The sequence below is a fragment of the Vibrio sp. TH_r3 genome, from assembly GCF_033101115.1.
Lineage (GTDB): Bacteria > Pseudomonadota > Gammaproteobacteria > Enterobacterales > Vibrionaceae > Vibrio.
On record NZ_JAWMPW010000017.1, the window covers coordinates 34,379 to 58,996 of the forward strand.

The 24,618-nt window shown below is 39.9% G+C and carries 24 protein-coding genes; 14 read left to right on the forward strand and 10 right to left on the reverse strand.

Annotation, left to right across the window (positions count from 1 at the left end; genetic code table 11):
- Nucleotides 1-101: 101 nt before the first annotated feature.
- Together R3X26_RS13690 and R3X26_RS13695 are read right to left on the reverse strand one after the other, a co-directional pair.
- Nucleotides 102-2,507: a bifunctional aspartate kinase/homoserine dehydrogenase II gene (locus R3X26_RS13690; RefSeq protein WP_317717893.1), complete on the reverse strand. Its 2,406-nt coding sequence runs from the start codon at nt 2,505-2,507 to the stop codon at nt 102-104.
- Nucleotides 2,508-3,674 carry an O-succinylhomoserine (thiol)-lyase gene (locus R3X26_RS13695; protein WP_317717894.1) on the reverse strand — a complete coding sequence of 389 codons (1,167 nt, stop codon included), beginning with the start codon at nt 3,672-3,674 and terminating at the stop codon, nt 2,508-2,510.
- Between the two features lie 234 nt (nt 3,675-3,908).
- On the opposite strand from R3X26_RS13695, the gene metJ reads away from it, so the two are divergent.
- Nucleotides 3,909-4,229: a met regulon transcriptional regulator MetJ gene (gene metJ / locus R3X26_RS13700; protein ID WP_317717895.1), complete on the forward strand. Its 321-nt coding sequence runs from the start codon at nt 3,909-3,911 to the stop codon at nt 4,227-4,229.
- 74 nt (nt 4,230-4,303) lie between these two features.
- Here the strand turns inward: metJ and R3X26_RS13705 are convergent, their stop codons facing one another.
- Nucleotides 4,304-5,563, reverse strand: a complete 1,260-nt coding sequence (locus R3X26_RS13705; protein WP_317717896.1) for a malic enzyme-like NAD(P)-binding protein — start codon at nt 5,561-5,563, stop codon at nt 4,304-4,306.
- Between the two features lie 229 nt (nt 5,564-5,792).
- Nucleotides 5,793-6,008: a 50S ribosomal protein L31 gene (gene rpmE / locus R3X26_RS13710; protein ID WP_272132745.1), complete on the reverse strand. Its 216-nt coding sequence runs from the start codon at nt 6,006-6,008 to the stop codon at nt 5,793-5,795.
- A 335-nt stretch (nt 6,009-6,343) separates the two neighbouring features.
- Here rpmE and priA point away from each other — a divergent pair, with 335 nt between their 5' ends.
- The 7 genes from priA (at nt 6,344) to rraA (ending at nt 14,178) form a co-directional block, all read left to right on the forward strand.
- The gene (priA, locus tag R3X26_RS13715; RefSeq protein ID WP_317717897.1) at nt 6,344-8,545 is read left to right on the forward strand and encodes a primosomal protein N'; all 2,202 of its coding nucleotides are present in this window, start codon (nt 6,344-6,346) and stop codon (nt 8,543-8,545) included.
- Nucleotides 8,546-8,725: 180 nt separating this feature from the next.
- Nucleotides 8,726-9,730, forward strand: a complete 1,005-nt coding sequence (gene cytR / locus R3X26_RS13720) for a DNA-binding transcriptional regulator CytR (RefSeq protein ID WP_317717898.1) — start codon at nt 8,726-8,728, stop codon at nt 9,728-9,730.
- Nucleotides 9,731-9,865: 135 nt separating this feature from the next.
- Nucleotides 9,866-10,408 carry an SPOR domain-containing protein gene (locus R3X26_RS13725; protein WP_317717899.1) on the forward strand — a complete coding sequence of 181 codons (543 nt, stop codon included), beginning with the start codon at nt 9,866-9,868 and terminating at the stop codon, nt 10,406-10,408.
- 213 nt (nt 10,409-10,621) lie between these two features.
- Nucleotides 10,622-11,140 carry an ATP-dependent protease subunit HslV gene (hslV, locus tag R3X26_RS13730; protein WP_317717900.1) on the forward strand — a complete coding sequence of 173 codons (519 nt, stop codon included), beginning with the start codon at nt 10,622-10,624 and terminating at the stop codon, nt 11,138-11,140.
- A gap of 29 nt (nt 11,141-11,169) precedes the next feature.
- Nucleotides 11,170-12,501 (forward strand): HslU--HslV peptidase ATPase subunit, encoded by a 1,332-nt coding sequence (gene hslU / locus R3X26_RS13735; protein WP_317717901.1) that lies wholly within the window; start codon nt 11,170-11,172, stop codon nt 12,499-12,501.
- 139 nt (nt 12,502-12,640) lie between these two features.
- Nucleotides 12,641-13,558 (forward strand): 1,4-dihydroxy-2-naphthoate polyprenyltransferase, encoded by a 918-nt coding sequence (locus tag R3X26_RS13740; protein WP_317717902.1) that lies wholly within the window; start codon nt 12,641-12,643, stop codon nt 13,556-13,558.
- Nucleotides 13,559-13,635: 77 nt separating this feature from the next.
- Nucleotides 13,636-14,178 carry a ribonuclease E activity regulator RraA gene (gene rraA, locus R3X26_RS13745; protein ID WP_317717903.1) on the forward strand — a complete coding sequence of 181 codons (543 nt, stop codon included), beginning with the start codon at nt 13,636-13,638 and terminating at the stop codon, nt 14,176-14,178.
- 151 nt (nt 14,179-14,329) lie between these two features.
- On the opposite strand, the gene zapB is transcribed toward rraA, so the two are convergent.
- Complete coding sequence (zapB, locus tag R3X26_RS13750) at nt 14,330-14,572, reverse strand: cell division protein ZapB (protein WP_317717904.1); 243 nt, start codon at nt 14,570-14,572, stop codon at nt 14,330-14,332.
- 272 nt (nt 14,573-14,844) lie between these two features.
- On the opposite strand from zapB, the gene glpX reads away from it, so the two are divergent.
- A complete protein-coding gene (gene glpX / locus R3X26_RS13755) occupies nt 14,845-15,852 on the forward strand; it encodes a class II fructose-bisphosphatase (RefSeq protein WP_317717905.1) in 1,008 nt (335 codons plus the stop codon).
- 273 nt (nt 15,853-16,125) lie between these two features.
- On the forward strand, nt 16,126-16,743 hold the full coding sequence (locus R3X26_RS13760) for a metalloregulator ArsR/SmtB family transcription factor (protein ID WP_317717906.1): 618 nt from the start codon (nt 16,126-16,128) through the stop codon (nt 16,741-16,743).
- A gap of 22 nt (nt 16,744-16,765) precedes the next feature.
- On the opposite strand, the gene R3X26_RS13765 is transcribed toward R3X26_RS13760, so the two are convergent.
- Both R3X26_RS13765 and R3X26_RS13770 read right to left on the reverse strand, forming a co-directional pair.
- Nucleotides 16,766-17,221: a DUF805 domain-containing protein gene (locus R3X26_RS13765; RefSeq protein ID WP_317717907.1), complete on the reverse strand. Its 456-nt coding sequence runs from the start codon at nt 17,219-17,221 to the stop codon at nt 16,766-16,768.
- A 44-nt stretch (nt 17,222-17,265) separates the two neighbouring features.
- On the reverse strand, nt 17,266-17,613 hold the full coding sequence (locus R3X26_RS13770; RefSeq protein ID WP_317717908.1) for a 5-carboxymethyl-2-hydroxymuconate Delta-isomerase: 348 nt from the start codon (nt 17,611-17,613) through the stop codon (nt 17,266-17,268).
- 235 nt (nt 17,614-17,848) lie between these two features.
- Between R3X26_RS13770 and tpiA the strand changes: the two genes are divergently transcribed.
- The gene (gene tpiA, locus R3X26_RS13775) at nt 17,849-18,619 is read left to right on the forward strand and encodes a triose-phosphate isomerase (RefSeq protein WP_317717909.1); all 771 of its coding nucleotides are present in this window, start codon (nt 17,849-17,851) and stop codon (nt 18,617-18,619) included.
- A gap of 256 nt (nt 18,620-18,875) precedes the next feature.
- Here the strand turns inward: tpiA and pfkA are convergent, their stop codons facing one another.
- From pfkA to R3X26_RS13790, 3 genes are all read right to left on the reverse strand, one after another.
- Nucleotides 18,876-19,838: a 6-phosphofructokinase gene (gene pfkA, locus R3X26_RS13780; RefSeq protein WP_317717910.1), complete on the reverse strand. Its 963-nt coding sequence runs from the start codon at nt 19,836-19,838 to the stop codon at nt 18,876-18,878.
- 294 nt (nt 19,839-20,132) lie between these two features.
- Nucleotides 20,133-21,041, reverse strand: coding sequence for a CDF family cation-efflux transporter FieF (gene fieF, locus R3X26_RS13785; RefSeq protein WP_317717911.1), 909 nt, complete (start codon nt 21,039-21,041; stop codon nt 20,133-20,135).
- 163 nt (nt 21,042-21,204) lie between these two features.
- A complete protein-coding gene (locus tag R3X26_RS13790; RefSeq protein ID WP_317717912.1) occupies nt 21,205-21,714 on the reverse strand; it encodes a CpxP family protein in 510 nt (169 codons plus the stop codon).
- A 247-nt stretch (nt 21,715-21,961) separates the two neighbouring features.
- On the opposite strand from R3X26_RS13790, the gene R3X26_RS13795 reads away from it, so the two are divergent.
- The 3 genes from R3X26_RS13795 (at nt 21,962) to R3X26_RS13805 (ending at nt 24,604) form a co-directional block, all read left to right on the forward strand.
- Nucleotides 21,962-22,648, forward strand: coding sequence for a response regulator (locus tag R3X26_RS13795; RefSeq protein WP_317717913.1), 687 nt, complete (start codon nt 21,962-21,964; stop codon nt 22,646-22,648).
- Nucleotides 22,648-24,024, forward strand: a complete 1,377-nt coding sequence (gene cpxA / locus R3X26_RS13800; RefSeq protein ID WP_317717938.1) for an envelope stress sensor histidine kinase CpxA — start codon at nt 22,648-22,650, stop codon at nt 24,022-24,024. Before R3X26_RS13795 ends, cpxA begins: the two co-directional genes overlap by 1 nt.
- Before the next feature lie 100 nt (nt 24,025-24,124).
- Nucleotides 24,125-24,604: a tRNA (cytidine(34)-2'-O)-methyltransferase gene (locus R3X26_RS13805; RefSeq protein WP_317717914.1), complete on the forward strand. Its 480-nt coding sequence runs from the start codon at nt 24,125-24,127 to the stop codon at nt 24,602-24,604.
- Nucleotides 24,605-24,618 lie beyond the last annotated feature (14 nt).

Here is a 24,618-nt window from a genome sequence, read left to right on the forward strand (position 1 = left end):
ATCATGAGCAATTTTCATGTAAAAATGAGAATTGCTCAACAAGTGGTTTAATTGATAGGCGAACAGTGAAGGCCACTCGTGAATAGTGACCTTATAGTAAATTAAAATAAGTTAGAAAGCCGGTTGATATCGGATTGAATCGCTCCAGCAGTAACAAACTGACCTGCACCCGGTCCACGAATAACCAGTGGGTTATCTTTGTACCAGATACTTTCAATAGCAAAAATATTATCACATGGCAGTAAGTTAGCTAACGCATGTTCTTTATTCAACGTCTCTATACCTACCGTTGCTGTTCCATCTTTTTCTAAACGAGCAACATAGCGTAATACTCGATCTTCTTTCTGCGCTTTAGCCAATCTCTCTGCCAAGATTTCATTCAGCCGCTGCCCTTGGTCAAAAAACTGATCAATCGTCAAACCCTTAAGTTCTTCTGGTATCAGAGACTCTACTTTGACATTTTCTGGCTCAATAATTAAACCGGATTCTCGAGCCAAAATAACCAATTTTCTCATAACATCAGAACCATTCAAATCTTCACGAGGATCCGGCTCGGTAAGACCTTGTTGCCAAGCGAGTTCAACCAGTTCACTAAATGGAATAGAACCATCAAATTGTTGAAACAGCCAAGATAACGTCCCCGAAAATATTCCGGACAAGGCCGTTATTTTGTCGCCACTCTCTTTTAAATCTCGTACCGTATGATTTATCGGTAGTCCTGCACCTACTGTAGCATTATAAAGCCAATGTCGGCCTGTTTTCGCAAAGGCATCTTGCACCTGATGATAAAAAGCACTCGAAGCTGACCCAGCAAATTTATTGGCAGAAATTAAATGAAAACCTTTCTCTGCTATCTCCGGGTACTTCATAGACAACTCTTCACTGGCGGTCACGTCTAAGATAATCACTTCATCAAATACCTGTTGATGGCTCAATCTTGTTAACCATTCCTTGCCATCACTTTCAATTGCTTCAGCATCATATTGATTCAACACACTACTAGGATCAATTCCGTCTGTATCCATCCAGTAGGTTTTGCTTCCGATAACGGCAATTAAGTCAAAACTCATTCCCCTACGCTTTTCTATTTCACTTTTTTGTGTGTTGAAAAGCTGTAACCAACCAGAACCAATATTGCCTTTTCCACATAACACCAAACCAATTCTTTTTTGAGCTTGGAATAACTGCGTGTGAATATTTTGAATGAATCTTTCAGTATTAGAAGTACGTAAAACAGCGGCTAAGCTCAGACCGGATTCCGCTTCACACATAAACTCCACTGGTGCATTTTTTAATTGTTGGTAGAAACCATGGCTATGAATTGGGTTTTTAGTTACGCCTGCACCAACTGCGGCAACCATAGAATAGCCTTCTTTGAGACGAATATCGGCTTCGATGGCAGCATCGTTTAAATACCTCAACGCTCCAGTAGCAACTTCGGAGGTGTAAGCCAGTAATATTTCTCCTTGATCGGCTTGTACCTCAAAGGCTAACGGTTGCAACTGAGCTCGTTGTAAACTTTGTAAAACCTCTTCTTTTGCTCGTTCAAAATCGTGGCCTAGGCTAAAGATCAATTCGATAAGCAGTACATCATCAAGCGAAGTGATAATTTTAGCACCACGACCGGAAGCAAGGACTCTTTCTATTTTGGTTGAGCCTGCTTCGGGTTGATAACTGCATCGCAGTTCTAAATCCATAGCACTTTGAGCAACTGGTTGTAAGGTTCTACTGTGCAAAACAGGGGCTGCTAGGCGAGCAAGTTCACTGGCTTCGTCAAGCCTTAATAAAGGCAATAAACAAGCGTCATTCACCTTACGTGGATCAGCACTATATACGCCACTAACATCGCTCCAAATTGTCACTCGGCTCACATCAGCCAAAGCACCAATCATTGTGGCTGAATAATCCGAACCATTACGCCCCAATAATACCGTATCATCAGCACTATTTTTGGCCATAAAACCAGTAATAACTAATCGATATTGTGGGTGCTGAACCATAACATCTTTGAGTAAAGGCCGAGAGCGTGAACGGTCAATTTCTGGTTGAGTACCTAAATCTGCTCGCAAAAAATCTCGTGAATCGATGGCTACAGAAAGCATTGTTTCTTGGCTAAGTAGCTGCGCTAATAATCTAGCGGACCAAACTTCACCATGCCCAAGTACACTCGCTTCTTGTTGATGAGTGAGTGGAATTTGCATATCACCTAAAGCAGAAAACTCTGAATGCAACACAGCTAATAATTCATCGGGTTCATCAAGTAACTGTTCAATTAAATCCGATTGATATTGGCGCAACTGCATAAGTAATTCATGCGCCGTTCTTCCATCTTTATTTAGAGCACTTAACCATTCCAGCAGTCGATTGGTCGTATCACCGGCCGCAGAAACGACAATTAAATCTTCATGTTGTGAATATTCGGAAAGAATGTTCGCCACACGCTTATAGCACTCAGGGTTCGCAAGACTGCTCCCACCGAATTTATGCAGCTGACGCTTACCTGTCATTTACGCTTTCTCCTGAACTTCTTTAAAAGCATTATCTAAATCTTCTATTAAATCTCGGCTATCTTCTAGCCCTACCGATAATCGAAGCAATGTTTGAGCGATACCAGCTTGTTGAAGGGCTTCCTCGCCCATTGCTCGATGAGTCATCGTAGCAGGGTGACAAATAAGGCTTTCCACTCCCCCTAGAGATTCTGCTAGAGAGAATAATTTCAGCGCCCCAACAAAAATTTTTAACTCATCCATAGAGCCATTAAATTCAAAACTTAGCATTGAACCAAAACCGGATTGTTGTTTTTTGGCTATTTCATGGCCAGGATGATCAGCCAAACTTGGGTGATAAATAGTACCAACTCGATCTTGCTTCGCTAAATAATGTAAAATCTCTCGCGAGCTTTCCTCATGTATTCGCATTCTTGCCCCCAAGGTTCGAATACCTCGCAATGTCATATAGCTATCAAAAGGCGTCCCCGTTGCCCCAATACAATTGCCCCACCACGCCAATTCTTCTGCATGTTGTTCGGTTTTGGTTACAATCACACCGCCAATTACATCGGAATGACCATTAATATATTTGGTTGTAGAATGGATAACAAAATCCGCACCCAACTCTAATGGCTTTTGGTATATGGGTGTCATAAAGGTATTATCCACGGCGACTAATGCCCCAACTGCATGTGCTTTTTTACAGGTTTCTTGTACATCGACCACTCTAACTAATGGATTAGATGGCGTTTCTAGCAGCACTAATTTGGGGTTTTTAGCTAACGCCGCATCTAACGCGGCTTGATCTGATTGATCAATAAACAAAACCGAAAAATCGCCTTTCTGAGCCCTAGTATTGAATAAACGATACGTGCCACCATAACAATCATTTGGTGCCACAATCAGATCATTTGGCCCAATAAAAGCCGATACCCATAAGTTCAATGCAGAGGTTCCACAATTAGTCACCACCGCACCTGCACCAGATTCTAATTCAGAAAGCGCTTGCTCTAACATGTTTCGATTCGGGTTGCCGGATCGGGTATAATCGTATTTAGGGACGTCACCAAAGTTAGGAAAACTATAATTGGTCGAAAGATAAATTGGAGGGACGACGGCTTGATACTGAGAGTCAGATTCAATTCCAGTGCGAACAGCAATAGTCGCAGGTTTCCTTTGTGTCATGTGCTTGCTTTCCTTTATCAGGTTTCAGGCTGTGATTTGGCTATCTGCTAACTATACCTGAATATCGAAATACTATACTTGAATATCGAGATTTGAAACATATCCGCACACTTTACTGTCAGTTTACAAAGACGTCAACACTTCTAGACGTCTATATGTCTTTGCTTATAGAGGTAAATCCCGCTAGAATTCTAACCCATAAATATTTTATGACTATTTTTATAAAGGTGAGTAATGGCTGATTGGAATGGCGAATATATAAGTCCATACGCAGAGCACGGTAAAAAAAGCGAACAAGTAAAAAAAATAACTGTATCCATCCCTCTGAAAGTTCTAAAAATTTTGACCGATGAACGTACACGTCGCCAAATAAATAATTTACGACATGCAACCAATAGTGAGTTGTTATGTGAAGCATTTTTACATGCTTATACAGACCAACCATTACCGACAGATGAAGATTTAAGAAAAGATCGCCCTGATGATATTCCAACTGAAGTTAAACGATTAATGACGGAAATGGGCATAGAATTTGAAGCATTTGATGAAGAATAAGAATAATTTTGTCATCTACTATCCTAGTTGAGTTTAGGATAGTAGATGGCGATTACCGCTGCCTAAATGGCATATTAGTCCATATAGTGTTCAGGTAATTCCACTCTTGCTACTCCAGACTCTACTGCCGCAATAGCCACCGCTTTGGCAACACGAGGTAGTAAACGAGGATCCATAGGTTTAGGGATAATATACTCTTTACTAAACTCTAATGCCTCTACACCAGCGGCTTCAAGTACTTCGGCGGGAACCGGTTCTTTAGTTAACTGACGAATCGCTTCAACTGCAGCCAATTTCATTTCAATATTAATTTCACTGGCTCTAACATCTAAAGCGCCACGGAAAATAAAGGGAAAACAGATAACGTTATTTACTTGGTTCGGGTAATCCGAACGGCCAGTTCCCATAATAAGATCGTTTCTTACTTGATGAGCCGTCTCCGGTTTAATCTCTGGATCAGGGTTAGAACAAGCAAACACCACCGGTTTATCTGCCATCAATTTAAGCGCATCGGCTGGTAACAAGTCGGGACCAGAAACTCCAAGGAACAAATCCGCGCCGTCAATAACGTCCTCTAATGTGCGTTTATCGGTATTATTAGCAAACATTTTTTTGTATTCATTCAAGTCATCACGACGCGTATGAATCACACCTTTGCGATCCAGCATATAAATTTTTTCTCGTTGAGCACCACATTTTATCAAAAGTTCCATACAAGCCGTGGCAGCAGCTCCTGCACCGAGGCAAACAATAATCGCTTCTTGTAAGGTTTTTCCTTGTAGTTCTATCGCGTTAAGCATACCTGCCGCTGTCACAATCGCTGTACCATGTTGGTCATCGTGAAAAACCGGAACTTGGCATCGCTCAATTAATTGACGCTCTATCTCAAAACATTCAGGTGCTTTAATATCTTCCAAATTGATACCACCAAATGTATCAGCGATACTAGCAACGGTATTAACAAACTCTTCCGTTGTACGGTGCTTCACTTGTATATCTATCGCATCAAGTCCCGCAAAACGCTTAAATAATAGCGCTTTACCTTCCATAACTGGTTTAGACGCCATAGGTCCCAAGTTACCTAAACCTAAAATAGCCGTACCATTAGAGATAACAGCAACCGTATTCCCCTTTGCGGTGTATTTGTAAACATTGTCGATGTTTTGTGCTATTTCACGCACAGGCTCTGCAACGCCGGGGCTATAAGCAAGTGCTAAATCTTCAGCAGAGTCAGCTGGCGTAGTCAATGCAACCGCAATTTTACCGGGAGTTGGAAGAGCGTGATAATCAAGGGCTTGTTGACGAAAGTCGTATTCTAGGTTCTCTTCGGACATAAGAATTTATTCCAATATTAGTAGGCAAGATATTTAATTTTTCAATATTGCTAATGATAGTAAATGATCGCAACAAAACTTCCTACTTAGAAAGTCATTAACACCATTAAATTTTCTAAAAAAGGATAGGATTTGACTTAATTGATATTTGGATAAAATATTTATAACTTGGCAGGATCAAAAAAGGACGCATGGGCGTCCTTTTAAATTTGGGTTAACACAGTAGCAATTACTTGCTAGATAGTGCACCAAAACGTTTGTTGAAGCGATCAACACGACCACCAGTATCAACGATACGTTGTTTACCAGTGTAGAATGGGTGACATTTGTCACATACGTCTAGGTGAATGCTTTCTTTTGCTAGTGTTGAGTTAAACTCGAAAGAGTTACCGCAAGAACATGTTGCTTTAACTGCTTTGTATTCTGGGTGGATACCTGTTTTCATGGGAAAACCTCATTATAGGCCGTGTCGCCATCCGATTCTAAGCCGAACACCACACGTATTTACAAAAATGGTATAAATTGATATACCGTCAAGGCCGAGCATATTAATGAAACACAGTCTAAGGATCAACTGATTTGACTCTTTTTTCTGCAATTATTTTAGTTACTAATAACAAATATATCAATTGTGAAGTAAAAATAGCTTGTGAAATCTATTTCTACTTCACCCAATTAGGCTCTTCTGCAGACAATAAACTAAAAGTTCACTACTCGTAATTACTCGTTGCATCAACTACACTAGGTCTTCTTTTAACTGTACTGATATCTTGATCACTTATGCGCCCAACTATCGCTCAAGTTGCCTTGCCTGTCCCGCTAGATAAACGGTTTGATTATCTTATTCAACCACACCAATTTCCTGTGATTGGTGGGAGAGTCAGCGTGTCATTTGGTCGTCAAACCTTAGTTGGAATTGTCACTGCAATTGTTCATCAATCAGACTTTCCATTAGAACAGTTAAAAAGCATTAAACAAGTTTTAGATAACAAACCTATTTGGCCAGATAGTCTTTATGCGTTACTTAACTGGTGCAGCAAGTTTTATCAGTATCCACTTGGTGAAACATTGATTAATGCCCTGCCTACTGCCCTACGCAAAGGCAAAGCGGCAGAATTTGCTTCTTTAGTCGAATGGCATATTACCGAAGCAGGTAAAAACCAATTGATGTCGGGATTCGGTCGAGCCGTTCAGCAAGCTAAAGTAATGCACTTGGTTGAAAATGGTCCAATATCTCATCAACAAATGATTGCACAAGAAGTAACAACCACTGTGTTAAAATCGCTGGATGAAAAAGGTTGGATCTGCTCTGTAGAAAAAAAACCGGCTACTTCGAGTTGGTCTATTCATATCGAAAACAGCGATGAAAAACCGACGCTAAATCAAGAACAAGCTGTCGCAATTGCGACCATTAATAGTAACGGTCACTTTGGCTGTTATCTTCTTGATGGAGTCACTGGTTCCGGAAAAACCGAAGTCTACCTCAATATCATTAAACCCATTCTTCAGGCTGGTAAACAAGCTCTCGTTCTCGTGCCAGAAATAGGGTTAACACCACAGACCATAAATCGTTTCAGAAAACGTTTTAATGTTCCGGTAGAAGTCATCCATTCTAGTTTAAATGAAACAGAAAGACTCAATGCTTGGCTATCGGCAAAAGAAAAAAAAGCCGGCATTATTATTGGTACTCGTTCCGCTTTACTCACGCCTTTTAGTGACTTGGGTATTATTATTGTCGACGAAGAACATGACGCCTCATACAAGCAACAAGATAGCTTACGCTATCATGCTCGCGACGTAGCTATTATGCGTGCGCATAAACAAGACATTCCCATTGTTTTAGGTTCCGCAACTCCATGTTTTGAAAGCTTACATAACGCTCTGTCTGGTAAATATCATCATCTAGTTTTAAGCACTCGAGCGGGAAATGCCGTTGCTGCACAGCATAAAGTTCTTGATATAAAAGGCTTATACTTAGAGGGAGGATTATCGGCTCCGCTTATAGCTGAAATGCGCAAACATTTGCAAGCAGGTAACCAGGTGATGTTATTCCTCAATCGGCGAGGGTTTTCACCTGCACTAATGTGCCATGAATGCGGGTGGGTAGCAGACTGCAAACGATGTGACGCTTACTACACTTACCATCAAAAAAGTAATGAAATGCGATGCCATCATTGCGGCTCTCAGCATACTGTCGTGCAACAATGCCAAAGCTGTGGTTCAATGCAATTAGTCACTGTCGGCGTGGGTACAGAGCAACTAGAACAGCAGCTAGCGAGTTTATTTCCTGAATATAAAACCTTACGAATAGATCGAGATAGCACCAGAAAAAAAGGTTCATTAGAAGCCGCATTAGAATCCATTAGAAAGAATGAATATCAAATATTGATTGGCACACAGATGCTCGCCAAAGGACACCACTTTCCTGATGTTACTTTAGTTGGTTTGCTTGATGTGGATGGCTCTTTGTTTAGTAGTGATTTTCGTGCATCTGAACGCCTAGCTCAGCTTTTTATTCAGGTAGCCGGTCGTTCAGGACGAGCCAGTAAACCCGGAGAAGTACTATTACAAACTCATCATCCTGAGCATCCTTTATTGCAAGCGCTGTTGTATAAAGATTACCACCACTTCGCACAAACCGCCTTGCAAGAAAGAAAATACGCAAAGCTACCACCGTTTACTTACTTAACTCTATTTAGAGCAGAAGCCAATAACAGTGAGTTAGTAGAAAATTTTTTGCGACAAGTAAAACAGACACTTGAATCAAACCCGATGTTTGATGATTTGTCTATTGTAATGGGTCCTACACCTGCTCCAATGGCTAAAAGAGCAGGAAAATCAAGATGGCAGTTGCTTTTACAAACCCCTCATCGAAGCACCATGCAAAAAATACTTCACAGCTCAAAACCCATGTTACAACTGTTACCACTTGCTAAAAAAGTACGTTGGTCTATCGATATAGAACCGCAAGATTTAAGCTAATCATTAGCCAAGTGAATAATTAAGGCTTTTTTATCTTCTCCATTGTGACTACAATCACATAAGTTATGTAAATTTTGTTACTTTACCCGTAAACTAGATATCTCTAAAGCAATACACTTAGAGTATAGTCATGTAATTACATAACAAATTGTTATAATTTAGGATATAGAGGTTATTTTTATGGCGACAATGAAGGATGTTGCCCAGCTTGCCGGTGTTTCTACGGCTACGGTTTCTCGAGCTTTAATGAACCCTGAAAAGGTGTCTGCATCAACTCGCAAACGTGTAGAAGACGCTGTACTCGAAGCTGGATATTCCCCCAACTCTTTGGCTCGAAATCTACGTAGAAATGAGTCTAAGACCATTGTCACCATCGTGCCCGATATATGTGACCCCTATTTCACCGAGATCATTCGTGGCATTGAAGACGCAGCAACAGAACACGGTTATTTGGTTCTGTTAGGTGATAGTGGTATGCAACAGAAAAGAGAAAGCTCTTTCGTCAATCTTGTCTTTACTAAACAAGCTGATGGCATGCTATTACTTGGCACAGATTTACCTTTCGATGTAAGTAAACCCGAGCAAAAAAATCTTCCTCCTCTTGTTATGGCATGCGAATACGCTCCAGAGTTAGAACTACCAACAGTTCACATTGATAACTTAACTTCCGCTTTCGAAGCCGTTAACTACTTAACTCAAATGGGTCATAAAAAAATAGCGCAGATATCTGGTCCAGAAGAGTCTGCATTATGTAAATTTAGACATCAAGGATACCAACAAGCCTTACGTCGGGCTGGCATTGCACTAAATACTGCTTACTGTACTTCCAGTAACTTTTCCTTTGAAGGTGGTGCAAAAGCACTTAGGAAATTATTATCCTTACCCGACATCCCTACTGCCATTTTTTGTCATAATGACACTATGGCTATTGGTGCGATTCAGGAAGCGAAAAAACTCGGCTTACGTGTTCCACAAGATATCTCGCTGGTCGGTTTTGACGATATCCAATTTTCACAATACTGTGATCCACCTTTAACCACCGTTTCACAACCTAGATATGAAATAGGCAGACAAGCGATGTTAATGATGCTGGAACTCTTGAAAGGTCGAGATGTCCGAGCGGGCTCACGATTACTCGAAACTCAATTAGTCGTTAGAAATAGCGTTGCTCCACCCAAAGCTTAATGCGCTAAAATTAACTGCAATATAATGGACATTTTTTATTTAAAAACGGTACTTCTGGTGCCGTTTTTCATCTCTAGATTGTCTTCCAAACACAATCTAGATAACATATCACCATTAAAAACTAGCTGATATATTATGGCCAATAGAGATTACGTTAAACGAGGACAAGGTTCTCGTAAAAGTACTAACAGAAAAAAAACAACCACTAAAAAACCGTGGAAAGCTGGCTTGTTGGCCATTTTGTTAGCATCAGGATTTGGTTATGGTCTTTATATTCTTAATAATGACCCAGAACCAACACCAGTTGTGGTTGAAAAAGCACAATCAAAACCTACTACTAAAAAAACAACAGCTTTACCAACTCCACCAAAAGAAGAGTGGGATTATGTAAAAACCCTGCCGAATAAAGAAATAAAAATAGAAGCCAAACAACAAGTTATCTCTGAAGTGCCTTACATAATGCAATGCGGTGCATTTAAAACGCTAAGCCAAGCAGAAGAACGTAAAGTCAATATCGCCTTCCAAGGGATAAACAGTAAAATTCGTAAAAAAGAAGGCAGCAGTTGGTATAAAGTAGTCTTAGGTCCTTATAAATTTAAACGGGATGCAGAAAAAGACAAACACGTTCTACAACGAGCGAAAATTGAACCTTGTGCGATTTGGAAAGACGCGCAGTAGCATTTTGTTAATTATAATGTTGCTATATTCTCCTAATGACGACTGACTCATTAATACGCCGCAACAACACTATCACTGGTAGTTATATAAAGTAGATTACAACATAAAAGCGAGATAGTTATCTATCTCGCTTTTTTCATCCTTGAATTTCAGCAAAGTTATCCTCATATATTCGCTATCTCACTAGTAAAATAAGACAAAGAGGCTAATCTCGTGACTACCATTGTATCTGTACGCCGAAATAATAAAGTTGTTATCGCTGGTGATGGACAAGTATCTCTTGGCAACACGGTAATGAAGGGCAACGCAAAAAAAGTACGTCGTTTATATAACGATCAAGTTATTGCCGGTTTTGCTGGCGGAACCGCCGATGCCTTTACCTTGTTTGAGCGCTTCGAAAGCAAACTGCAAATGCATCAAGGTCATCTAACTAAAGCGGCGGTTGAATTAGCCAAAGATTGGCGCAGCGATCGTGCGCTTCGCAAATTAGAAGCTATTCTCGCTGTGGCGGATCATACTGCTTCTTTGATTATCACTGGTAATGGCGATGTCGTTCAGCCAGAAAACGATCTCATTGCGATCGGATCAGGTGGTAATTTTGCTCAGGCAGCAGCGACTGCACTGCTTGAAAATACCGAATTAGAAGCACGCGAAATTGCAGAAAAATCACTCAACATTGCTGGTGATATTTGTGTATTTACTAACCATCACCACACAATTGAAGAATTATAATTCTCAGCTCATAATTGAGGAATGAATCTATGTCGGAAATGACACCTCGTGAAATTGTTCACGAATTAAATCGCCACATTATCGGTCAAGATAAAGCCAAGCGCTCTGTTGCCATTGCTCTACGTAATCGCTGGCGTCGCATGCAACTAGAAGAAAGCTTACGCGTAGAAGTGACGCCTAAAAATATTCTAATGATAGGGCCAACAGGTGTAGGTAAAACTGAAATTGCTCGCCGATTAGCCAAATTAGCTAATGCGCCTTTTATTAAAGTGGAAGCCACTAAATTCACAGAAGTAGGGTATGTAGGTAAAGAAGTAGAAACCATTATTCGTGATCTTACTGATCTTTCGATAAAAATGACTCACCAGCAAGCAACCGAAAAAGTTAAATATCGAGCTGAAGAGCAAGCTGAAGAGCGTATTTTGGATGCCTTGCTACCACCACCAAAAGAAGGTTGGGGAGAGCATGATAAACAAGAAGACAGCTCGAATACTCGCCAAATTTTCCGTAAGAAATTACGCGAAGGCAAATTAGATGACAAAGAGATAGATATTGATGTAGCGGCCCCACAAATGGGCGTTGAAATTATGGCGCCTCCAGGCATGGAAGAAATGACCAATCAGCTACAAGGTATGTTCCAAAATTTGGCAGGCAACACTAAAAAAAGTCGTAAACTGAAAATCAAAGACGCTTTCAAAGCTTTAATTGAAGAAGAAGCGGCTAAACTGGTTAATCAAGAAGAACTCAAAGAACAAGCTATTTACAACGCAGAAAACCATGGCATCGTATTTATTGATGAAATAGATAAAATCTGTAAACGTGGAGAGAGTTCTGGTCCCGATGTATCTCGTGAAGGCGTACAGCGTGATTTATTGCCTCTAATTGAAGGTAGCACTGTTTCGACCAAACATGGCATGGTAAGAACGGACCATATTTTGTTTATTACCTCAGGTGCTTTCCAAGTGTCGAAACCATCAGATTTAATACCAGAACTACAAGGTCGTCTTCCTATTCGTGTCGAATTAGAAGCGCTTTCTAGTGATGACTTTAAGCGTATTTTAACCGAACCTAAAGCCTCATTAACTGAGCAGTATATCGCTTTGTTAAATACCGAAAATGTCGATATTGAATTTACGGAAGATGGTATCAGTCAAATTGCAGAAGCCGCATGGCGAGTGAACGAAACAACCGAAAACATCGGTGCTCGACGATTGCATACCGTGATGGAACGTCTAATGGATGAAATTTCATTTGATGCAACTGACAAATCCGGTTCCAAACTGATCATTGATGCCTCTTATGTTAATGAACGTTTAGGCAAATTCATTGACGACGAAGATCTCAGTCGATTTATTCTTTAATCGACTCGTCATGTCGGCAACGAAGTAATTCGTTAGTAAAACACATTAAAACAACAGCCTACCTAATACTTTAGGTGGGCTGTTTATTATCTCTGCAATTGGTATACTTATCTCATCATTTTAAGGTAACTATTTTCCAATGAAGCAGTCACTCGCAATTTGGCTCGATGCCGCCAGACCTAAAACACTACCTTTAGCATTGGTAACGATTACCACAGGCAGCAGCCTTGCTTACTCTAATGGTCAGTTTTCTTTTGCTGTCATGATACTAGCGCTAATGACAGCAATATTACTGCAAATATTATCCAATCTCGCAAACGATTATGGTGATGCCCAGCAAGGTACCGATAATAACGATCGGCTGGGCCCAACGAGAGCATTACAATCGGGAGCTGTCACTCAAGAAGAGATGAAAAGTGCTATCATTCTCAATATAGTATTCACTGTACTATCTGGGTTGGCTTTGATTTTTTATTCTCTCGATAGCTTTACCAATATCATGACCTTTTTAGGTTTAGGACTGCTAGCGATATGCAGCTCCATTGCTTATACCGTCGGCAACAAACCATATGGATATGTGGGGTTAGGCGATTTATCTGTATTTATTTTCTTTGGCTTATTGGGCGTAGGCGGAACATACTTCCTCCATACTGGTTTTATCGATGGAGATATTTTCATTCCTGCAATTGGTTGTGGTTTGTTAGCTGTGGCTGTACTAAACATTAATAACATGCGAGACATAGACAACGACCGAGCGTGTGGCAAAAAAACCGTAGCAGTAAGGCTTGGGGAGCAACCGGCGAAGTATTATCATATCGTGCTTATCGGTCTTGCCTTCTTATCTTATGTCTATTATTTATTCACTCACAGCACGACTATTTGGATAATTGTCCCCTTCTTTTTGTCTGCTATTACGTTGATAAAACACGCTAAAGCGGTACTCGAATCGAGTTCACCAGTGGCGATAGCCCCTATGCTACCTGTGATAGTAAAATGCGCTTCAGTGACTAACATTTTGTTTTCTCTGGTAGTTGTAGCTCAAACAATCGTCAGATAATTGCAGCTTGTCATTGCATTGACTCATTGAGTAGATATACTCAGTGAGTTATTAGCAGCCAAAAGAAGACAATGCATATGGAATACAACACTTCTGCACTTTGTGATATTTATTCAGAACAAGTCGACGTAGTAGAACCAATGTTCAGCAATTTTGGTGGAAGTGCCTCATTCGCAGGCCAGCTTACTACCGTAAAATGTTTTGAAGACAATGGAATTATCCGCTCCATTTTAGAAGAAAATGGTGAAGGACGAGTACTTCTGATTGATGGTGGAGGATCGTTACGTAGAGCCCTTATCGATGCTGAAATTGCCGCTTTAGCTGAAGATAATAATTGGGAAGGGATTGTTGTCTATGGCTGTGTTCGTGAAGTTGACGAACTGGAAGATATGAGTATTGGTATTCAGGCTCTGGCTTCTATACCCGTTGGCGCAGCAAATCAAAACATCGGTGAAATAGATGTCCCAGTTAATTTTGGCGGTGTCACATTCTTACCAGAAGACTACCTTTATGCCGACAACACTGGCATTTTAATTTCACAAGAAGCTTTGAATGTTGATTTAGAAATATTAGACGACGAGTTTGATATTGATGATGAGTTAGATGAAAACGCTCGGTAAGCTATTTAGCCTCATTTCATACCAAGATTCATTTCAAGAAAAGAAAAGGCAGCCTATTTATATGAAAGACAGGCTGCCCATTATTCCTTAACTCGATATTTGTTCGCTTAAAGTAACAACAAAAAACGATTAAGCTGAACAAGATACACAGTTACTCTACATCTTCCATTTTACCTAATAACACACGAATTCTTTGTTGCCATGCTTCCTGCTCTTCACTCATTTGTTGTTTTTGTTTCTCTAGTTCAGCACATGCTTCTCGTAATGAAGACGTTTCCTGATCTAACTGTACATTTTGTTGTTTAACTTCTTCTAATTCCATCTGAAGGAGAGTGATGGTATCGACGGCGGTTTGAATTTTTGCTTCTAACTGCTCTAGCACTTCTAAAGACATAACTTTCTACCTTTAATATTAATCTGGTTCGCAGAGGGATCATTCAGTAACGAATAAGTTCATTCTACTCAGGCTTTTCAATATAAACACGCCAAAATTCAGGAAATTGACTTATTTGATTAAAATTGAAGCAACAAAACTAAAATCATGACATTTTCCTTACATAAAAACTCCGAGAATCCAGAAAAGCAAAAAAGCAAACGTTTACTATTTTGTATGATAGAATCGCAAAAAAATTTTCCTTCCCTTTTAATCATTATTTTGGAGTTCGCATGAAACGCGATTTAGCTATGGCATTTTCTCGTGTAACCGAAGGTGCAGCACTAGCAGGTTACCACTGGCTTGGACGTGGAGATAAAAACGCAGCAGACGGTGCAGCCGTCGAAGTCATGCGTGTATTGCTCAACAAAACCGAAATTGAAGGCGAAATTGTTATTGGTGAAGGAGAAATCGATGATGCACCAATGCTCTACATTGGCGAAAAAGTAGGTTTAGGTGGCGATGCGGTTGATATCGCGGTCGATCCGATTGAAGGAACGAGAATGACGGCTATGGGACAAGCCAATGCACTTGCCGTATTGGCCGCAGGAGAAAAAGGCAGTTTCTTAAAAGCCCCAGATATGTACATGGAAAAGCTGGTTGTAGGCCCAGGAGCAAAAGGCAGCATTGATCTCAGCAAGCCGTTAACCGAAAATCTAGAGAACATCGCTAAAGCACTGGGCAAACCACTCAACACTTTAGTCGTCACAACCTTAGCCAAGCCTCGTCATGATAAAACAATCAAAGCAATGCAAGAAATGGGTGTACGTGTTTTTGCTGTGCCAGATGGCGATGTTGCCGCGTCTATATTAACTTGTATGCCAGACAGTGAAGTAGACGCAATGTACTGTATCGGTGGCGCACCTGAAGGAGTCGTATCAGCAGCCGTTATTCGAGCATTAGATGGTGATATGAACGGTCGATTAATACCAAGACACGAAGTTAAAGGGGATACAGACGATAACCGTATTCACGGCAACCAAGAACTCGCTCGCTGCAAAGAAATGGGCGTAGAGGCGCGTATAGTCTTAAAGATGGAAGATATGGCACGCAGTGATAATGTCGTTTTCGCAGCCACAGGAATTACTAAAGGTGATCTGCTAGAAGGAATAACGCGTAAAGGAAATATCGCTACTACTGAGACGCTGGTTATTAGAGGACGTTGTAGAACCATCAGACGTATTAAGTCAACTCATTACTTAGACCGAAAAGACGATGAGATAAAAGAATTTATTGTTTAATGTCTTACTCTAAATAGTAGAACTCTTCCATAAAAAACGCAGCACAACCGCTGCGTTTTTTATTAATTCACAGCTTGATTTCAACAGATTGAGTCTAAACCGACCACGCTAACCTCTCATCGCTGAGTTCAAATATATTAGTTAAGAATTTACTTTATAAATTAGTTTATCCATAATGAAACACACGTACACAACATCATTAGAATTGCATTTAAGCAACTTTAAGAGATGACGGACATATATCAGTTTCAGGCATAACCAAAGGTACATTCGGTGAAAACAACGGATAGAATACTACTCAAACTCAAAAAAGAAGGAGCGATCACCGCAAAGCAACTTTCTGAAGATCTCAACATGACAAGCATGGGTGCTAGGCAACACTTGCAGTCTTTACAAGAATTGGAGCTATTGTCTTTTTTTGATCGTAAGGTGAAAGTTGGCCGACCTACTCGTCACTGGCAACTAACAGCTAAAGGACATGCTCAGTTTTCAGATCGTCATGGAGAATTAACCGTTCAAGTGATTGAAGCTGTAGAATCGCTATTTGGTGAAGAAGGTATTAAGAAGGTTGCGTTAGAAAGAGAAAAACAAACGTTCGAACGCTATCAGTTAGCGCTATCACAAGCAGATAATCTGAAAGAGAAACTTATCCTACTCACTCAACTGCGTGAAGAAGATGGTTATATGGCTGAATTGGAACAAATCGAAAATGGTTTTGTTTTAATCGAAAATCACTGCCCTATCTGTAAAGCGGCACAAAGCTGTCCTAGTTTATGCCAATCGGAACTTAATGTATTTGAACAATTACTTGGTTCATTTTGTTCAATCAAACGCACTGAACATATCATCAAAGATGAAAGAAGGTGCGTATATAAAATCACTCCAATATAATATACGCATTACAATCAATTAACTATCGATTTGGTACTGGACCATATTTATTTTCCTTTTCATCGCCTTCAAACAAACCGCATTCAATAAAAATCCATGCGCCACAAAGCATCGCAGCGATAGAGAGCCACGACTCTATAGTGGTTGGTTGATATAATGTCGTGGTCGTATTAGCTGGAATAATCAGGCGAGTGAGTATCAAGGGGAGGTATAATACCAACCACACTCTAGACTTATTCCTATCATGCCAACGCTTGGCTGTGATGACTAAATCAGGAAAAACCAATAAAACTAACGTGGTAGGCAAAACCATATTCGCCGTTTCTGGGGAAAAATTCTTAACCGCCGTTGCAACACTAATAATCAGCAAGAAATAAGTCGCATTCCACAGCCAAAAAGTTCGGCGACTTACTCGTCCATCAAAACTGAATAACAAGTCAAAAATTGACATCATATAACTGCTACTGCTTTTCTTCATTTGGTTCCACTATTCTTTTTTATTTAATTGACCATTCTTTTCATTTAGTTCATTACTTTTTGAAAAGTTTCTTTATCCATAACTCGGATATTAACTGAGAGACTCTTAATCATGCCAGCATGTTCTGACAATACAGCGACTAACCCTTTGGATAAGCATTTTTTCTGATCAGTTGATCGCCCTGATAGTAACTCTAAAGTAATATGAATGAAATCTTCGCTGTCGTCATATTCACCTATTAGCCACTGATGACAACGCAAAGCCCTCGATTTTACATCAGCGGCATGAAACAAACCGCAATCTAAAGCAACCTGATGGATAGAAACTAATAATCCTTGTATATTCACTTTTTCTTCGACTGAACTTGTATATTCCAATACTATATTCGGCATAACTCTCTCGCTTTTAGTAACACACCCTCAACAAAATACCTCAATACACCTCACTTTATTAGAACTGAGCATAATTTTGCCTACTTGATCAACAATGAATTAACGTCAATTTCCAACAAAAGCAAAAGATTCGAAAAAGAAGTGATTAGTGTCATGAACTAGAACGTTTTATCTGCTATATTCTTTGCCAATCTTGTTCGATTTTTTATGTTAATTACTTTTGGAGATATTCCTTATGCGTCATCCTGTAGTTATGGGTAACTGGAAACTTAACGGTAGCAAAGCAATGGTAACTGAGCTACTCAATGGTCTAAACACTGCACTTGAAGGTGTATCTGGCGTTGACGTTGCTGTCGCTCCGCCAGCACTTTACATTGACCTTGCAGAACGTCTTATTAAAGAGGGTGGCAACAAAATCATCCTTGGCGCACAAAATACTGACTTAAATAACAGTGGTGCTTTTACTGGTGACGTTTCACCTGAAATGCTAAAAGATTTCGGCGCATCACATATCATTATCGGTCACTCAGAGCGTCGTGAATACCACAACGAATCAGACGAATTTGTTGCTCAAAAATTCGCATTTCTAAAAGAAAACGGCCTAACACCAGTTCTATGTATTGGTGAATCAGAAGCACAAAACGAAGCTGGTGAAACCGTTTCAGTGTGTGCTCGTCAACTAGACGCAGTCATCAAAACTCAAGGTGTTGAAGCCTTAAATGGCGCGATCGTCGCTTACGAACCAATCTGGGCGATTGGTACAGGTAAAGCAGCTACAGCAGAACAAGCCCAAGAAATTCATGCTGCTATTCGTGCTCACATTGCAGAATCTAGTCAAGAAGTTGCAAAGAACCTTGTGATCCAATATGGCGGTTCTGTTAAAGCAGAAAACGCTGCTGAACTGTTCGGTATGCCTGATATCGATGGTGCTCTAGTGGGCGGTGCAGCACTTGATGCAGAAGGTTTTGCTGCTATTGCTAAAGCGGCAGCACAAGCTAAAGCATAATTCAAATTTAGTTTTGAGCTTGAATCTCAAGCTTCTTAGAAAGTCAGCTTAGGCTGGCTTTTTTATTATATTTTATTACTTGAATTCAAGCGTACCAACTTTAGCCAAGATCCCTGACATTTTATTGAGTCGACAAAAAAGGTCATTAGTAAACTAATGACCTTTGTGAAATATTTTGTACTGTTCTATTGTGCCGCTATAAATACATACATTAGTGCACTGAGAATGTTATCTGGTAAACATTAATAACTAACGTTTAGAATAACTCGTTAGCGACTTTGTATAAATCAGTACGTACAGGACGCTTCATATTCTCGATCGCATCAATAATATCATGATGAACCAGCTGCTCTTTTTGAATACCAACGCAGCGTCCACCTTTGCCTTCCATTAATAAATGAACAGCATAATTACCCATTCGAGACGCTAACACTCTGTCAAATGCAGTTGGACGACCACCACGTTGGATATGACCTAAAACAGTCGCGCGAGTTTCTCGGCCTGTTGCTTTTTCAATATCTCTAGCTAATTCATTCGCATCCATCATTAGCTCGGTAAGAGTAATAATTGCGTGCTTTTTACCTTTAGCAATGCCACTTTGCAGGCTTTCGATAAGCTCTTCTTTACTCCATGGTTGTTCAGGAGTAATGATGTACTCACAACCGCCCGCAATAGAAGACATTAACGTTAAATCACCACAGTGACGTCCCATAATTTCAACAATAGAAATACGTTGGTGAGATGATGATGTATCTCGAAGACGGTCAATGTTATCAATAACCGTGTTTAAAGCAGTTAGATAACCGATGGTGTAATCTGTTCCTGCAATATCGTTATCGATAGTACCTGGTAAGCCAATACATGGGTAACCCATCTCAGTTAACTTCTTAGCACCCATATATGAACCGTCACCACCAATAACCACTAAGGCTTCAATGCCATGCTCATTCAGGTTTTCAATTGCTTTTTGACGAGTTGCTTCTTCTCTAAACTCAGGAAAACGCGCAGACCCAAGGAATGTACCACCACGGTTAATCACATCAGAAACGCTAGAGCGATCTAATTTCTCGATTTTACCTTCATACAAACCCTGATAGCCATCATAAATACCGTAGACTTCTACTCCAGATGACAACGCTGTACGTACAACCCCACGAATCGCTGCGTTCATCCCAGGAGCGTCTCCGCCACTTGTCAAAACACCAATCTTTTTAATCATGCTCACCCTCAATTTTTTAATTCAAATTTACAAATTTTAAATGCCAATATCACTGTTACTTCATTTACAGGTAGCAATATTGACCGAATTAATAACATCCATGGCCTATTAGCCCATCGCGTTTTACTACGTCTTTATCGGGACTAACATATAATGTCATCTTTTATTTATGTAAGAGTATTACATTTTGGGAAAAAACTTAGTTGATTCATATCAGAATCCGTTTTAGTTTTCTCTTTCAACCAAAGATAGCTCAAAAACATCGTTTTTGTTGATCTAATTATTGAAATTAATTTACCAACCTAACTCTTTCTGTCCTTTTTCCGTTTGATAAACAACAGAGTACGGATCTTGATGGATCATCACATCTGCCGACGGAAATTTTTCTATCAATTTATCTTCTACTTGATCGGAGATTTCATGCGCTTGAATTAAACGCATATCATCTTCCAACTCTAAGTGTAATTGAATAAATTTTATTGGCCCTGCGCTTCGAGTTCTTAATTGGTGGACGCCTAACACCCCTTCTACTGACATGGCCACATCATAAATAATATCCAGTTCTTCTTTTGGTAATTGCCTATCAAGAAGTGACTGGATCGCTTCAACTACCATTTTTATTGCACTAACTAATATAAATAAACCAATACCTATCGCAAACGTTGCGTCAGCTTGAGTAATACCAAAATAACTTAATCCAAGCGCAACCATTATCGCAATATTCATATAAATATCAGTTTGATAATGCAAAGAATCAGCTGCGATTGCTTGGCTTCCAGTTTTCCTAACCACATGTTTTTGAAAAACAACCAAACCTGCGGTGACAAGAGTCGCAAACAAACTCACGTACACACCGTATTCTGGAGACACTAATTCATGTGGACGGAAGAAACGATCAACCCCATTAAGGATGAGGAAAAAAGCCGAACCTGAAATAAACATAGCCTGAGCCAAAGCGGCTAAAGATTCTGCTTTTCCATGTCCAAAAGTATGCTGTTCATCGGCAGGTTGCAGCGCGTAACGAATAACAACTAAATTCACAGCAGATGCTGCAATATCTAATAGCGAATCGATCAACGATGCTAATATACTCACTGACCCTGTTGTCCACCATGCAACCAGTTTAACGATCAATAACAAAGTCGCAATTCCAGTTGCCATCCAAGCCGCCATAGAAACCAAGCGTGTATATTCTTCTTTCATATAAACTCTAATTAGGAAGATCTGCGTGAATTATAACGGTCATGCTGTGACTTGGGTATCATTTATTTTGACATAAAAAAACCTCCAACCTTGGAAAAAAACGGTTGGAGGTTACGGTAAATTATAGACGATAAAGTCAGTAACAATGATACAAAGCAAATGCTTAGTTATTTTTACCTTTGTTCATTTTATCATTCATACGCTCAGACATTTTTTGCATACGTTCGGCTTGTAATTCTTTTAATTGTTCTTTTTGATCAGCGGTCAACACACTTAACATTTCATGTTGTTTTTCAAGCTGTTGGACTCGTCTTTCTGCTTGTTTCTCAACCATTGCTTTTGCTAATTGCTCCGCTTTTGCTTGATCAAAGTCATCAGCTAAGACTAAATCTTGTACCGCACTGCGTTGAGCTTGCATTTCAGCCATTCGAGCGGCTCTATTGGCATCACGGTCCGTTTTATTTTCATCACGATTCGCTTGACGAAGATCTCTTAATTGATCTTTTTGCTCTTCAGTTAAGTCCAGTTGACGAATCAAACCTTTATCAAATTTTTCGAATGAACCTTGTTTTTTGCCGTCCATATCGTGCCCGCCTTTTGCTATAGCACTTGTTGTTGCGAAAACCATTGGAAGAGCGGCAGCAGCGATGATAATTTTTTTAGAAAGTTTCATAGGATGTTTCCTCACGTTATTCTTTTTAAGTTGGCTGTCTTCACAGCGGTTGAATATAGAATAAGGTCTGCACGGTAAAGTAACGTCTATGAAGTGTAAAAAAGCGTAAAGAGGTAAAAAACAAGCCTCTATAGTTACAATAAACTCCGTAGGTTAAGTAAAAAAGCGTAAAGAAATACAGTAGCAGTTAATTTTGTAGCTAAGATCAACCATAATGCTATTAATATGTCCATTTGAGGTACTACCAATGAGTAACATCCTATTAGTTGACGATGACACCGAATTAACAAGTTTGTTAAAAGAAGTGCTCTCTTTTGAAGGCTTTAATATTACCGAAGCGAACGATGGAGAGGCGGGACTAGCCGCTGTCAATGATGATATTGATCTAATACTTTTAGATGTAATGATGCCTAAAATGAATGGCATGGACATGCTCAAGAAGTTACGCGGTTCATGGGATATCCCTGTCCTTATGTTAACCGCAAAAGGAGAAGAGATTGATAGAGTAATAGGCCTAGAACTGGGCGCAGATGATTATCTCGCAAAACCATTCAGTGATAGAGAACTCCTTGCTCGCATTAAAGCGATTTTAAGAAGAACACAATCTAACTCTTCTTCTAAATCGACTGACTATGTTGAATATCAAAATATAAAGGTTTACCCAGGCAAACAAGAAGCCTACGTAGATGAACAATTGTTAGATCTCACTACAACAGAATTGGCCTTACTGCTGCACTTTATTCAAAATCCAGGCGAGTCATTAACAAAAGAAGTACTCAGTTTAGATGTATTAGGTAAACGATTAGCGCCATTTGATAGAGCAATCGATATGCATGTTTCTAACTTGAGAAAAAAACTACCTGAACGCAGTGATGGAAAACCACGTATTAAAACATTACGAGGCCGGGGTTACCTGCTGGTTGAGGAAGGATGATGAGGTTACCCAAGTTCTCTAACCTTTACGGCAGAATTTTTTCTATATTTTGGTTTACCATGCTGTTGGTTCTCGTTGCAGTATTGATAGTGCAAGATTCTGATCCAAGGCAGACTCATACCATTCAAAAAACAAATACTGAAAGGTTAACCAGTTATGCTGATTACCTACAACACAAATATCAAGATGCTCAATCAATTGATGAAATACTCAAAACATACGATAAAAGAAGAAAAGAAGATAAAAGTGGCAGAAAGCCGGCCATATTTTTCTCTGATTTAAGTGGTAATTTAATTGATCAAAAAAATCGTCGCCAACGACGAACTATTCAAAACTTCATCACCAGTTTGGAGTCATTAGATCAGCCACAACAACGACTTTATGGTCGACTAATGGTTGCAGGTCCAATACCTGTTACCGTAGCAAACCAACCAGTACTATTGTTTATCGCTGGTGAATGGAGCGGCACTCCGCCATTCCTTCTTCAATTGTTTGAACAACCAATAAAACTGTTACTGGTCATCATGGCGGTAAGTACCCCTCTATTGCTTTGGTTAGCTTATGCATTAAGTAAACCGGCACGCCGTTTAGAAAACGCTGCGCGCAGAGTCGCTAATGGTGAGTTTATTGAAGATCCTGATCTTGAAACAGGCAGCTCTGAGTTTAGACAAGCGGGTGCAGCATTCAATCAAATGGTACTGGCCATCAACCAAATGATATCGGGAAATCAAAGATTACTTTCCGATATATCCCATGAACTCCGCTCACCATTGACTCGTTTAAGAATGGCAAATGCTTTAGCAACAAGAAAGCAAGGAGAATCCTCTGAGCTCACTCGTATTGACACTGAAGCAGAACGATTAGAGAAGATGATCAGCGAACTTTTAACCTTATCAAGGATGCAAAACAACAGCCATCAAGTCCGCGAGACCCACTCTGCAAATGTACTTTGGCAAGATATTATTGCTGATGCACAATTTGAAGCAGAACAGCACAAAAAATCACTAACATATACTAAAGCACCCGATTGTTTAATATCGGGTAATCCAAGTTTATTAATGAGTGCGGTGGAAAATATAATTCGTAATGCAATTCATTATGGCAACTCCACGATAACGGTTCATTTTCAGCAGACCAATAAAGCACTAAAAATAGGTGTTGAAGATGATGGAGAAGGCGTTCCAGAAAATGAATTAAAAGATATTTTCAGGCCATTCTATCGAGTATCAACAGCACGAGATAGAAACTCAGGCGGCACAGGATTAGGATTAGCCATAACTGAAAGCGCAGTAAGACAACATAACGGAACGATTCTGGCAGAAAAGAGTACGTTAGGTGGTTTAAAGGTCACGATAACCTTACCCATTGAAAAGTAAGCTTACTTTAAAACCTATCAAAATAGGGTCAGTTGTTCTTTGAATGCCGACTGACCCTCGCTATACTCGCACCATTAATCACCAACTTCATTAAACAATCATGCTAGATATTGCCCTTTTTGAACCAGAGATCGCCCCAAACACAGGCAACATAATACGCTTATGTGCCAATTGCGGTGCAAACTTGCATCTTATAGAACCATTAGGCTTTGATTTAGAAGAAAAAAAAGTCCGTCGAGCAGGTTTAGATTATCGAGATTTGGCAAGAGTAAAAAGGCACAAAGATCTAGCAGCATTTATTGAATATTTACAAAATGAACGTGACGGCTCTTTTCGACTATTTGCTTGCACCACCAAAACGACTGGTCATCATGTAGACGCCAAGTTCCAACAAAACGATGTATTGCTCTTTGGTCCAGAAACTCGTGGTTTACCAGCAGAATTAATTGAAAGCTTACCGTTAGAACAAAGAATTCGTATTCCAATGGTACCAGACAGCAGAAGTTTAAATTTATCGAATGCCGTTGCTATTATTGCATTTGAAGCATGGCGACAATTAGGCTTTGAAGGGGCGATTTAACAGTAATTAAACGC